12 protein-coding genes are annotated in these 12,557 nt (G+C 38.8%); 4 read left to right on the top strand and 8 right to left on the bottom strand.

The window, feature by feature from the left end; translation table 11 throughout:
* Positions 1-69: 69 nt before the first annotated feature.
* The 4 genes from MY533_RS06435 to MY533_RS06420 all read right to left on the bottom strand — a co-directional run bounded on the left by MY533_RS06435 (position 70) and on the right by MY533_RS06420 (position 4,468).
* On the bottom strand, positions 70-825 hold the full coding sequence (locus MY533_RS06435; RefSeq protein ID WP_248718442.1) for a metallophosphoesterase: 756 nt from the start codon (positions 823-825) through the stop codon (positions 70-72).
* Positions 826-985: 160 nt separating this feature from the next.
* The gene (locus MY533_RS06430; protein WP_248718441.1) at positions 986-1,765 is read right to left on the bottom strand and encodes a LysM peptidoglycan-binding domain-containing protein; all 780 of its coding nucleotides are present in this window, start codon (positions 1,763-1,765) and stop codon (positions 986-988) included.
* A 231-nt stretch (positions 1,766-1,996) separates the two neighbouring features.
* Positions 1,997-3,439 (bottom strand): RecQ family ATP-dependent DNA helicase, encoded by a 1,443-nt coding sequence (locus MY533_RS06425; RefSeq protein WP_248718440.1) that lies wholly within the window; start codon positions 3,437-3,439, stop codon positions 1,997-1,999.
* Positions 3,440-4,468 carry a YpbB family protein gene (locus tag MY533_RS06420; RefSeq protein WP_248718439.1) on the bottom strand — a complete coding sequence of 343 codons (1,029 nt, stop codon included), beginning with the start codon at positions 4,466-4,468 and terminating at the stop codon, positions 3,440-3,442.
* A 106-nt stretch (positions 4,469-4,574) separates the two neighbouring features.
* Here MY533_RS06420 and MY533_RS06415 point away from each other — a divergent pair, with 106 nt between their 5' ends.
* A complete protein-coding gene (locus tag MY533_RS06415; RefSeq protein WP_132359303.1) occupies positions 4,575-4,823 on the top strand; it encodes a ferredoxin in 249 nt (82 codons plus the stop codon).
* Positions 4,824-5,304: 481 nt separating this feature from the next.
* A complete protein-coding gene (locus MY533_RS06410) occupies positions 5,305-6,087 on the top strand; it encodes an enoyl-ACP reductase FabI (protein WP_248718438.1) in 783 nt (260 codons plus the stop codon).
* A 78-nt stretch (positions 6,088-6,165) separates the two neighbouring features.
* On the opposite strand, the gene MY533_RS06405 is transcribed toward MY533_RS06410, so the two are convergent.
* Together MY533_RS06405 and MY533_RS06400 are read right to left on the bottom strand one after the other, a co-directional pair.
* Positions 6,166-6,837 carry a peptidylprolyl isomerase gene (locus MY533_RS06405; protein ID WP_248718437.1) on the bottom strand — a complete coding sequence of 224 codons (672 nt, stop codon included), beginning with the start codon at positions 6,835-6,837 and terminating at the stop codon, positions 6,166-6,168.
* 207 nt (positions 6,838-7,044) lie between these two features.
* Positions 7,045-8,247, bottom strand: coding sequence for an MFS transporter (locus MY533_RS06400; RefSeq protein WP_248718436.1), 1,203 nt, complete (start codon positions 8,245-8,247; stop codon positions 7,045-7,047).
* A gap of 293 nt (positions 8,248-8,540) precedes the next feature.
* On the opposite strand from MY533_RS06400, the gene MY533_RS22235 reads away from it, so the two are divergent.
* Both MY533_RS22235 and MY533_RS06390 read left to right on the top strand, forming a co-directional pair.
* A complete protein-coding gene (locus MY533_RS22235; protein ID WP_305884003.1) occupies positions 8,541-9,365 on the top strand; it encodes a methyl-accepting chemotaxis protein in 825 nt (274 codons plus the stop codon).
* Positions 9,366-9,388: 23 nt separating this feature from the next.
* Complete coding sequence (locus tag MY533_RS06390; protein ID WP_371873338.1) at positions 9,389-9,925, top strand: GNAT family N-acetyltransferase; 537 nt, start codon at positions 9,389-9,391, stop codon at positions 9,923-9,925.
* 44 nt (positions 9,926-9,969) lie between these two features.
* Here the strand turns inward: MY533_RS06390 and MY533_RS06385 are convergent, their stop codons facing one another.
* Entirely contained in the window at positions 9,970-11,532 is a 1,563-nt protein-coding gene (locus MY533_RS06385) for a flotillin lipid rafts scaffold protein FloT (protein WP_132359315.1), read from the bottom strand.
* 15 nt (positions 11,533-11,547) lie between these two features.
* Positions 11,548-12,078 carry an NfeD family protein gene (locus tag MY533_RS06380; RefSeq protein WP_248718434.1) on the bottom strand — a complete coding sequence of 177 codons (531 nt, stop codon included), beginning with the start codon at positions 12,076-12,078 and terminating at the stop codon, positions 11,548-11,550.
* Between the last annotated feature and the right edge of the window lie 479 nt (positions 12,079-12,557).

The raw sequence follows: 12,557 nt of genomic DNA, 5'->3' as shown, positions 1-12,557 counted from the left end.
TGCTAATACTTTACTTTCAAATAAATCCTTATCGCTACCATTATACGCCTTCAATCGAGTTTTGGTTGTTTATTTACCCGAAATTTCAATGTCGATAATATGACACTGTGGTCTCGCACCAAGCCGGAAAGGCAATAATGTCGTACCATAGCCGTTACTTACTAACGTCATCACACCCTCACGCTCCCGGTAAGAGCCATTAGGATGCACACCGTATGGACCAACTCTTATTTGACCACCGTGTAAATGCCCACCAATCATTAAATCTGCTCTAAATTTTGCACGGACTCTTGCAAAAACACCAGGGTTATGTGAGATAAAAACAACTAAGTCTTTCTCTCCTACCTTTGCAAATGCTTCATCAAAGCTATATTTCATTGTAGATGTGTCTTCAATTGCATTTAGCCAAAAACGGTTTTTTTTAGGTAGTAATACAGCATCATTAGCGATGATCTGAACACCATGTTCCTGCAAAATACTTCTTAATCGTCCTTCGCCTACTTCTCTGTCATTATTACCCCATACAAAAAATGTCGGTCCTAAAGGAGTTAATAATTTAAGGTTGTCATGAATACGTTGAATAGGTGTGCGTCCATCTGCAAAATCTCCACCAATAATAACAGCATCAAAGTGACCATCTAACTGTTCAATCATTTGGCGATTAATTTTGCGTAAATGTGTATCCGAAATAAAAAATAGTCGGACCTTTTCCTGTTCACCCTTTAATAACAATTGATGATGTAAAACATTATTTTCATGTGCCACCTTCAACATATAAAGCAGGAACGCGATGACTACTAAAACAAATAGTCCAATATAAATCATTCCCTCACATCTCCTTACGAAAGCAAAAAGACGATTCGTTATAATGAAGAATCGCCTTTTCACTAAATCAGACGTACGCCTCAACCATATTTGGTGTTGACGTTTGTCCATTATTTTATACTAGAAAAACATCATTGCCAAAGAATGACACTCGCTTTTCTTATGGTAGCTTAATCACTTGCCCAATCATTACATTATTTGAAGACATACCATTTGCTGCACGAATTTTCGATAATGTTGCTTCACTTCCATCGCCGTAGTGATTTAAAGCAATACGATATAAATTTTCATTTGCTTTTACAGTATGAGTACTTGCTTTTGCAGATTGTTTTGCTTCTTCTGCTTTGCGTGCTTCCTCAGCTTTACGCGCTTCCTCGGCCTTTCGTGCTTGTTCAGCTCGTTTAGCCTCTTCTGCTTGTGCTATTCTAGCTTGCTCAGCTTTTTTAGCTTCGTCGGCTTTTCTAGCTTCTTCTGCCTTCTTGGCTGCTTCGGCCTTTTTCGCTTCCTCAGCTGCCTTTTGCTCAGCAGCTACTTTCTCAGCGTCTTTCTTAGAAGGCTCTTTTGCTTTTTCTGCCTTATCTTTGTTTGCTTTATCGTCTTCTTTTGCTTTGTTGTCAGTAGATACAGGTACCTTATCTTCATCCCCTGAATTGTCGATTTCTACAATTTCATCCGAAGAATTTTTTTCAGCCTCTTCAATTGTTGTTCCAGGTTCATAGAATTTTAAAAAATAGACTAATATCGATAATGGAATTAAGATAAAAATTACAAAAAGAATCGTCATTAATGGCGGTTTTCGTTTTGTTTTACTTGGTTTTTTATTGTCATTTCCATTTTTCTTCATTCTTGAAACTCTAGATAAAGCTTGCTGTTCTTTTTGTTCTTCCTCAAAAGATTGACGATGTTCTTCAATTTTATCGCGATAATCTTCTTTACTCATTCGCCGTTCCTCCAACCTTACTACGCTTTCTATCATTCTATTATGACGAATTTTGCGAAAAAAGTAAATGACCGTCAGTTATAGGCTAAAAAGGACATATCACCAAAACGTGGGGTCGATTTTCCGTTCCATAGGGCGCTTTCTTGGAGGCGTCCAGTCGGAACGGAAATCAACTAATATATGGCATACGTTGTTAACAAAATGTCATCCATAACTTTGAGTGATGAGCCTTTAACAACCCATTAAGAGCTGCTTTAGCCGACTTTTCCATGGCATCATTTCTATTTTCTTCTCTTCTTTTAAGCGTACCTTATTGATTTCATCATAATGGATTCCACAATTTTCACAACAGTTTTCTGGTTTTTTCAGCAATTTTTGCCCAAAATACCCGACTAGCTGTGTGCGAATACAGTCTTTTGTCTGAGTAATTTTATGCATTTTATCGACAGCTCGATACTTTTCCAGTACTAAATGATTTAAACGTACTTTCACTTGTTCCACCGTTTCTTGTTGTAGCCAGTAATCAAGCACACGAAAAGCGGTTTCACTTACCTCTCCATTTTTCAACATTTGGGAAGGATGCACATGTTGATTTAGTAGTTCCTGATAACGATCAACATGACCAGCTGTTGGCAAATCGCCTGTTACAACAAATTTCGCAAGTTCCTCATCACCATCACTATAAAGTAAAATTGCGAGCGCTGATTGACCATCACGCCCTGCGCGGCCAATTTCCTGCATGTAGTTTTCTACATTAGCAGGAAGCGTTTCATGGATAACCTGACGAATATTTGACTTATTGATACCCATTCCAAAAGCATTCGTCGCCACAATCCAGTCGAGCTCCCCGTCAATAAACTGTTGCTGAATAAACTGACGGTCCTCAGCATCATAGCCTGCATGATAAGCTGCTACACGTACACCAGCCTGTATAAGCGCTGCGCTATATTGTTCAGCACGCTTACGCGAGGACAAATATAATATACCCGGTCCTGCCGTCTCTTTAATATGTTGCATAATCCAGTGTGTTTTATCTGCCCTATCCTCAAATACGACACGCCCAAGATGAATATTAGGCCGATCCACATTGTACAAAAACTCAAATGGTGTATGTAGCGACAGTGTATCTCGTATGTCATTGATTACTTTATTCGTCGCAGTTGCTGATAATGCTAAAACCGGTGGACGATTTACTTGTGAAAACCATTGTCCAATTCGTAAATAATCTGGCCGAAAATCAAAGCCCCACTGAGAAATACAATGTGCCTCGTCCACAACGATAAGACCTAGCTGCATTTGTGAAAGCTTGTCTTGAACTTGCTGCTGTAAAAGCATCTCCGGTGACGTAAATATAAAACGATACTGCTCTAAAAAATGTAATACATATCGTTTTTCACTTACGGTTAAAAATGAATTTAAAGCAACTACCCTCTTTTCACCAAAGCGTTTTAACTCCTCTACCTGGTCCTGCATTAGAGAAAGCAGCGGAGAAACAATTAATACTGGCTTCTGCAAGATATATCCTGATAGTTGGTAACAAAGTGACTTTCCCATTCCAGTTGGTAATAAAGCAATAACATCTTTTTCTTCTAAGATTGCTTCAATAACCTCTTTCTGGCCTGGACGAAATGTTGTATAGCCAAAATACTTTACTAACGTTTGTTCAAGTTCCATTTATACTTCTCCTTTCGCGAGGACAAGCCTTAACTGGAAATAACTCATACCTTCAACTACTTCATGCAATGTTTTCAATTTTTTTGTTTGATAGTGTTTCGATGCCTGCCAAACTTTTTCCGCTTCTTCATATGAGACGAATGGGCCAATCGAAAAGTTCGGTTCGTTCATAGCTAGTTCCACCAAATGATCCTCGATTGTACTTTGTTTTAGTTTCCTTATTTGCACAATCTGTTCAATTGAATAGCCCTGCTCATATAAATGTGCTGTTTGCTGCGCTGAATCAGTTACTAATGCTTTTACTCTTAATCCTTCAGCAATCTTACCAAGCAACGGATAATCATTTGTCTCATGAACTTCATTTAATAATGTATGTAGCAATTCTATAAACGCTAACTGACTATCTAAAACTGTTTCCTGACGTTCACCAGCAAGCTGCTGCCACGTCCATCCAGGTAAACTTTGACCACTCAACCGATAAAGGACAAGCTGTTTGTTGGCATCTGATAAAGGTAATACAGAAAGTACCTGTTCACATTCCTCCAATAATCGTTGCTGTAAATGCCCATCTTGATAGTTATGCTCGATTAAAAATGTACGCACCCAAGACTGAATATTCGTATCCCTACTTATGGGAGAAAAAGAACGAACCCCAGCACTTTGATAAGATAAACTTTGTACAATTAACGAGAACCTCGCAAAAAAAACATGCTCATTTCCTCGATAGTGCCATCCGTCAAATAAAAAATCAGGTGTCTGCGCTGCTCGCTGTAAACCTAGCTTTTTCATGGAATAATGACCAGATTGTTGCATTGTTAACCAACTATACTGTAAAAACGAAGTTACGGCTTCATCAAATGTTTTCCTAGGTAACTTAGGTAACAGCCCAAAATATTTATGTAACTGAAATAGGCCAATGTCTTGAATAGTCTGACCTGAGCGCTTTCCTCTTAATATGTGATAAGCAGCAGAAATTGTTCTTTCATTATTTAGTTTTTGAAAGATTTGCAATAAGATTTGATGAAACATAGACGCAAATTCCTCCAATTTAATAGTATTATGTTGAAATGTAAGATAAACATCTTTAAAATGAGTATGAAGCTTTGTAGGAACATGTAAAAGGAGAGAAAGAAAAATGGCTAAATTCACAATTGTTGATAAAGATACATGCATCGCTTGTGGCGCTTGCGGAGCCGCAGCACCAGATATTTATGATTATGACGATGAAGGGATTGCCTTCGTTATTTTAGATGATAACATGGGAACTGCTGAAGTTCCAGAAGATCTACTAGAAGACATGCAAGATGCTTTTGAAGGATGCCCAACTGACTCAATCAAAGTAGCAGATGAACCTTTTGATGGCGACTCTTTAAAATTCGAATAGTCCTCATACGTATCTTAAAGGCATCCTTAACTGGGTGCCTTTTTTTATCCCCTCATGTATAGTTGATTGGAGCGGAGACTGGGCGACTCCTTTGAGATGAGCAATAGAGGAACGAAGGCTAAAATCATCATATCCTGTGATAACGCCTTCCTAACCAGCATCGTGACGCTGCCGCCATATCGCTACTACACTTTCTCGCAAAAAACATCTGTTGGCTCGAGATCCTGTAGCATAGCGAAGTGTCAGCAACAACAAAGCGCTCAGGAAATCAACCATACGTATGGTGATGAGCATTTTTCTACAAACGAACGATTCTTATGCAATGATTCATCTCTAACATAATGGAGATGAATTTTTTTGTACGTTGCAAGTAAAGTTGGTCACTCTTTTCATCTTGTTATTGCAACCATTTTTTATGTATGATAAGATTTTAGTAGTTGGTACTAATAACAGATATTATTTCATAAAGGGGTTCTTATAAATGATAGATAATTTATTACAATTAAAAGATAAGAATATTGTCGTAATGGGTGTGGCAAACGATCGAAGTATTGCTTGGGGCATCGCAAAACGTTTATTTGACGTAGGTGCAAATGTTATTTTCACTTATCGCCAAGAACGTTCATTAAAAAAATTACAAAAGCAATTAGAAAATATCGGACAAGCTGATTCACTGATCGTACAATGTGATGTTAACAGCGACGAAAGCACAAAAGCGGCTTTCAATGAAATCGGTACAAAAGTAGGCGTTATCCATGGTATCGTGCACTCAGTAGCTTTTGCCAATGCAGAAGATTTACACAATCGCTTCTTAGATACAACTCGTGATGGCTATGCATTTGCACAAGATACTAGCGCTTATTCTCTTATTTCAGCAGCAAAGGCCGCACATCCTTATATGACTGAGGGTGGCTCTATCGTAACAATGAGTTACTTAGGAGCAGAACGCGTGCTTGATGGTTACAATGTCATGGGTGTAGCGAAGGCAGCATTAGAAGCATCTATGCGCTATCTTGCAGCAGATATTGGTAAAGATAATATTCGCGTTAATGCGATCTCTGCTGGGGCGATTCGCACCCTTGCTGCAAAAGGTGTTCCTTCATTCAATACAATTTTACACAAAATCGAAGAAACAGCTCCATTAAAACGTAATGTTCAACAAGACGAAGTAGCAGATATGACAATCGTGATGCTTTCTCACCTATCACGCGGTGTAACAGGCGAAACGATTTACATCGACGCAGGCTACAATATTATGGGTTAAATACAAAGAAGCATGAAAGATCATCATTGATCTCTCATGCTTCTTTGTTTCGTATTGTACTTCTAAATTTAACAAACGTTATTTTATTACCTTAGGGGCTGGATAATCAAAGCCCTTTGTATCCACTTCTACCTTTTTCATTTGCTGATCTTTTATTGGTTTTTCACCATCTCGTTCAGCAGCAGCGATAGCATCTACTGTTTCCATCCCCTCGATCACTTTTCCAAAGGCAGCATATTCACCATCAAGATGTGTCGCTTCATTTACCATTATGAAAAATTGTGATCCCGCAGAATTCAGATCCCGCGAACGAGCCATTGAAATGACACCGCGTTCATGCTTTAAATCATTTTTGAATCCATTTAAAGAAAACTCACCTGCTATCGAGTAGTCTGGGCCACCCGTACCATTACCTAAAGGATCTCCACCTTGAATCATAAAATCAGGGACAACTCGATGAAAAATAAGACCATCATAAAAACCTTTTTTAACTAACGAAATAAAATTAGCTACCGTATTGGGCGCTGTAGAAGGTTCTAATTCGATGACAATTTTTTCATCATTGCTCATCGTAATCGTCACAATTGGATTTTCCTTCACTTTTGATGAATAATCCACATTTTCTTCCGTTTTCTTTGCCGTATCTCCTTCCGATTGCCCACTTTCTTTAGCGGCCCCACAACCTGTCAAAACAAATGCTACCAGCAGCAACGCAAAGGCAACAGAAAATTCTTTAAAACGCGCGAACATATTCTTTCAACTCCTCTTAATTACCAGTCTACTCTTTATATTATCAGATAGTTTACGACAAATCATTTTTATGAATAATTCGTGCAGATGGCTATTTTAATCCTGTAAAAAGGGTCTGCAACAAAATAAAAAAACGCTATTCACTTTTCCTTAACAGTATCAACTTTCTTTATATCCTTTTTATACTAAAAGCTTCATTTTTTTTACTCAGACTAATGACTTCTTACTGAACTGATTAAACAGCTTTAATAAAACAGACAGCAAGCATGCAACGAATAAAAATACAGCAATCATGACAATAACGCCTCCCCAGCCATAATGCATCCAGAATATTCCCCCTACTGTTCCTCCAACACTTGAACCAAAATAATAGAAAAATAAATAAAGCGAAGAGGCTTGCGCTTTATCATGAGTGGCTCGTTTACTTACCCAGCCACTGGCAATCGAGTGCGCCGCAAAGAAGCCAAATGTAAAGATTGTAATCCCTAAAATTTTCAAACTAAGTAGCCCATTTAATGTTAAAATCGCCCCAGTAAACATGATCGCAATAGACAATAACAACATCTTTTGACGGCCATATTGATCAGCAAGACTACCGAACCAAGCAGAGCTAAATGTACCTACTAAGTAAATGACAAAAATCCAGCCAACAATCGTAGCACTTAAATTATAAGGTGGCGCCATCAATTTAAAGCCAATATAGTTATATAGCGTCACGAAACTTCCCATCAATACAAAGCTAATGCCAAACAAACAAAGCATGAATGGGTCCTTTAAATGCTGCAAAAGAGATGTCGTCAATGCTTTTATTTGCAAAGATCGTGGTGTAAAATGCTTGGAGTTAGGTAGCATCCAGATAAATAACACGCTTATCATCAGACTGATGACACCCAGTACTATCATCCCCACCTGCCAATTATAAAGATCCGTTAATGTCCCGATAATAACTCGGCCACTAAGCCCGCCGACCGAATTACCGCTTATGTATAAGCCCATCGCAATCCCTAAACTAGCTGGATCCATTTCCTCTCCTAAATATGCCATCGCAATTGCCGGCAATCCTGCAAAAACAACACCCTGTATAACACGTAACACTAATATCGTTTCAAAATTAGGAGAAAAGGCGAGTGCAAGTGTAATAATTGATGCCGCAAAAATAGAACTCGTCATCAAAGATTTCCTACCCCATGCCTCTGATAATGAACCTACAATAATCATACTGATGGATAACGCAAAAGTTGTCACAGAAAGCGTTAAACTCGCAACTGCAGGTGATACATGAAACTCCTTAGCAAATGTTGGTAATAACGGCTGTGATACATATAAATTGGCGAAGGTGATAAAGCCTGCTAAAAATAAAGCCCAGTTTGCTTTATGAAACGCCTTTGTCCCCTTTTGAATGTAACCCATCTTTCTCTCTCCTTACGTTCTTTCAATTCTACTATTATTCTAATACAACGATCTTCTAAACACACGATAACTTGTCAAAAAATAGACAAATTTACTGCTGTTTTTTTATTATGCGTATGATTTCATTTGACAAATTACCGTGACTAAAATCACATTTTCTTCATATAAATTTAGTTTTTGTCTATTTTTAGTGGCAAATATTGTGTTACAGTGAAAGTAATCATCTAGCAATCCTTGGCAAAAAGCTCCGATGACTAAACTATTTTTCACTGCACAGACTTGGAGGAATTTTCATGAAAATTATTGAAGCTTTAGCACTTTCAGTACCTTATATCCACCTTGCATTAAAGGAAGAGGCAATTGTGGCTGTCATCGAGAAGGAAAGTGAAATAGTTGTAAAATATTTAGCTGGTAAACGTGTAGATTCAGGCTACCTAGATGGACAAAAAGTAAATGCTAATGACCAAAATGTTTTCATTGCCTTTACTGGGAAAAATGCTGATGTCGTAATACCAAAGGATGTATACGGGGTTGCCATCAATGCTTTTTCATTTCCAATCCGTGAAAATGGTAAAGTCGTAGGTGCCCTAGCATTTGGACTGCCAATCGACAATGAGCTTAAACTTGAGGATTATATGGGGACGATGGATAGCATTGTAAACAGCTTACAGGACAAAGTACATACAATTGCCTCACATTCTGAGGAATTAGCAGCAACAAGTGAGGAAATTAACAAACAAGCACAGCACGCTCTTGAAGATTCAAAGAAAACAAATGAAGTAACAGATTTAATTAAAAGCATTTCTCGCCAAACAAATTTACTCGGCTTAAATGCATCTATTGAGGCGGCTCGGGCAGGCCAGCATGGTGCTGGCTTTAACATCGTAGCGCAGGAAGTTAGAAAGCTCTCGTTCGAAACATCTAGCGCCACGGAAAATATCGAAGCCTCCCTACATAATATAAATAGGAACCTAGAAAACCTTAAGCAAAATATGGGGCAAATCAATGACGCAACGAACGAACAGTCTCAGCTCGTTCAAGATTTTAGTGAAATTATTGAGGAGTTAACCGTTCTTAGTCATGAAATGAAGGGCTTTATGCATAACGCCTTAAAATAAAAAAGAGGTGAAGAATATTGCAAATGACAATTAATCCAGAATTATCTTTACGTACTGTCGAATTAGAAGATGCAAATGCTGTTTTTGCCTTAACAGATGCATCACGTACATATTTACGGGAATGGTTACCGTGGCTAGATCTTACAAAAGAAGTAGCCGATACAACGGCATATATAGAAGGCTGTATAAAAGGGCATGAAGCTAAAAGCAGCCTCTCTCTTGTTATCATTTTTCGCAATGAAATCGTAGGTATTGCTGGCTTTAATACGATAAATCATAGCAATAAAATCGCTGCTATTGGCTATTGGCTCAGCGAAGGAGCTCAAGGACATGGTATTATGACAAAGACTGTCCAAGCATTATTACAATATGCTTTTAAGAATTTACAGCTCAATAAGGTGGAAATACGTGCTGCTACGGGCAACGCAAAAAGCCGCGCCATCCCTGAACGACTTGGTTTTACAAAAGAAGGAACGATTCGTGCAGCAGAATGGCTTTATGACCATTATGTTGACCACGTTGCTTATGGCATGCTCGCAAGTGAGTGGAAGGAAAAATAGAGGAAAAAATAGCCACCTGATAGCAAATCAGGCGGCAATTTCTATTATTGTTCAACCGTTTCTTTTATTTCGTCTTGTGTTTCATTAGCTGTAGCTGTTGTTTGCTTTCCTAAGCCTACTGCTATTTGCTCTAGCTCCGGACGCAATGTATGCTTACCTGCATAGCTTTCAATTAATTCCTTCACGTCAATTCCTGAAGTTTCCTTTAACGATTCCTGTAATGTTGACATTAAATTCGTTGCATAGGCAGTTACTTTATTAGCACCGCCTCCGCCTTCCCCACCACCAGTATCAACAACAGTAATCTTATCAATATTGCCAAGTGGGCTCGCAAGTTCTTTCGCATATTCAGGCATCATACGTACAATCATATCCAGGACAGCTGCCTGACCGTAGTATTCGAAGGCTTCCGCAATTTTACGTTTCGCCTCGGCTTCTGCTAGACCACGAAGACGAATAATATCCGCATCTGTTTCCCCTTTTGCACGCTCAGCATCCGCTTTTGCAAGACCGTCCAAACGAATTTTCTCCGCTTCGGCTTGTGCCAATGATTCGATACGGTATTTCTCCGCATCTGCCTGCGCTAGCTCACGCATTTTTGCTGCCGCCGCATTTTGCTCGACAGCGTAACGATCAGCATCAGCCTTTTTCTTAACTTCTGAATCGTATTGCTTCTCACGACGTAAAATCTCTTTTTCTTCTAATTCAATTTGCTTTTGACGTTCAATAATACGAATTTGCATTTCTTGTTCAGTAACCTCTTGCTTTGCACGAGCCGTTTCCAGTTCATAAGCTTGGTCAGCACGTGCCTTAGCGATATCTTGCTCACGACGGAATTCTGCTACCTTTAATTGATTTTCTTTTTCCGCTTCCGCAATTTCTGTTGCACGTTCAAGCTCAGCCTTTTGTGCTTCTTTTGATGCTTCAGCACGCTTAATGCGTGTTTCCTTTTCAGCATCTGCGGTAGCTATATCCGCATCACGTTTAACTTGCGCAATACGCGGCTTACCAAGCGATTCTAAGTAGCCATTTTTATCACGTACATCTTTAATCGTAAAGGAAACGATTGTCAGACCCATCTTCGCTAAGTCCTGAGACGCAACACGCTGTACTTCCTGAGAAAATTTATCACGGTTTTTATAAATTTCCTCAACCGTCATTGAACCTAAGATTGAACGTAAATGACCTTCTAGCACTTCACGTGCCTCATTTTCACGCTCATCCTTTTGCTTCCCTAAAAACTGCTCCGCCGCCGTAGCAATTTCTGAAATGGAACCACCGATTTTAATGATAGCCGTTCCATCGGCCATAACCGGTACACCTTGTTCCGTATACACTTCAGGCGTTGTCACATCAAGCTTACTAGACAATAAGCTTAATGGATGTGCTTGCTGGAAAATTGGGAATACGAATGTACCGCCACCACGAATAATTTTTATACGGTTTCCCGACTCATCTTTATGTACATTTTTTGAGCCAAGATAGCTACCAGTCACAATCAGTGCTTCATCAGGACCTGCTGTACGATACTTTGTCACATATAGTGCAACTAGTGCAATTAAAACAAAGGCTACAATTCCTATTACAATTAAAATCTCCATTGACATATAAATATCGCTCCTCTATAAAAATTTCTTATCATAAGATCTCACAAAAAGCGTTCCTTCTTTCACTTCTACAACAAGTACCGTCGTATCGTAATCAATAGCCTCATTGTCAAATCCTGTTGCTCGCTTTGAAATCATTCCACTAGTCGTTTCAATAACTACCTCCCCAAAACCGTCAGTCGGGATTGGAACAATGACCTTTCCTAGCTGACCTCCAAGCGATTCTTCTGTATAAGCTAACGAAACATCGGCCGATCGTAGCGGAACTAGAACAAATAAATAAAATAGTGCACTTAAAATAGCTCCGATGATACAAGCAGCAACAATGTTCCAAACGCTAGGGAAGAAGGCTAGTTTTTCTAAAATAAATCCTGCTGCTGACATCAACGTAATGAAAGATAGAATGACACTTGGATTAAAAATCGGTAGCCCCTCTCCAATGCCCTCGACAGCATCACTAAAAAACGTAAATAAAAGTGTTGCAAGGCCCCCGAATATTAACCCCACTAAAAAGATTTGCTCGAGTGAATAGCCAAATAGCGTCAAGTTGTTCACCCCTTTTCATTGTATTACCTACTATACGGATGCAGACTACAAAAAGTTTCGTAATTTTTCACATTTTCTCACTTTTCTAATGATATGTTTTTAAATAGTAAAACTCTTAAAGCTAATAATAGCCATGTATTATGGCAATTAGGGACATATACGTGTCTGTTATAGATACAGCAACAAATACGGTAATCGATACAATCCCAAGGTTTAACGGGCCTACCGGAAAAAAATCGGGACAATCTGCATGAAAAATCGGGTCTCTAGAGATAAAAAAACAGGCCTATTTCCATGTTCATCTACATAAAAACAGACATATTTTCTATTGCAGTGTAGTCAATAAAAAGTATGTCTGGTTGATTTTGTTATAAAGTTTGTTTACGACTACTAATTCCTTGTTGTTCATTACCTTCAAATTTGGTAACTTCTGATTCAAGAGATAAAAGTGGGGCTAGCTCATAGCTAACCCCACTTAA

The sequence above is a fragment of the Lysinibacillus sp. Ag94 genome (assembly GCF_023242215.1).
Classification (GTDB): domain Bacteria; phylum Bacillota; class Bacilli; order Bacillales_A; family Planococcaceae; genus Lysinibacillus.
This window is presented reverse-complemented; position numbering and strand designations above follow the sequence as displayed.

Coding starts and splice junctions, on each gene's coding strand:
- MY533_RS06430 (WP_248718441.1), bottom strand. CDS start 1,765: ATGAGTAAAGAAGATTATCGCGATAAAATTGAAGAACATCGTCAATCT.
- MY533_RS22235 (WP_305884003.1), top strand. CDS start 8,541: ATGAAAATTATTGAAGCTTTAGCACTTTCAGTACCTTATATCCACCTT.
- MY533_RS06435 (WP_248718442.1), bottom strand. CDS start 825: ATGATTTATATTGGACTATTTGTTTTAGTAGTCATCGCGTTCCTGCTT.
- MY533_RS06420 (WP_248718439.1), bottom strand. CDS start 4,468: ATGTTTCATCAAATCTTATTGCAAATCTTTCAAAAACTAAATAATGAA.
- MY533_RS06415 (WP_132359303.1), top strand. CDS start 4,575: ATGGCTAAATTCACAATTGTTGATAAAGATACATGCATCGCTTGTGGC.
- MY533_RS06390 (WP_371873338.1), top strand. CDS start 9,389: ATGACAATTAATCCAGAATTATCTTTACGTACTGTCGAATTAGAAGAT.
- MY533_RS06405 (WP_248718437.1), bottom strand. CDS start 6,837: ATGTTCGCGCGTTTTAAAGAATTTTCTGTTGCCTTTGCGTTGCTGCTG.
- MY533_RS06425 (WP_248718440.1), bottom strand. CDS start 3,439: ATGGAACTTGAACAAACGTTAGTAAAGTATTTTGGCTATACAACATTT.
- MY533_RS06400 (WP_248718436.1), bottom strand. CDS start 8,247: ATGGGTTACATTCAAAAGGGGACAAAGGCGTTTCATAAAGCAAACTGG.
- MY533_RS06410 (WP_248718438.1), top strand. CDS start 5,305: ATGATAGATAATTTATTACAATTAAAAGATAAGAATATTGTCGTAATG.
- MY533_RS06385 (WP_132359315.1), bottom strand. CDS start 11,532: ATGTCAATGGAGATTTTAATTGTAATAGGAATTGTAGCCTTTGTTTTA.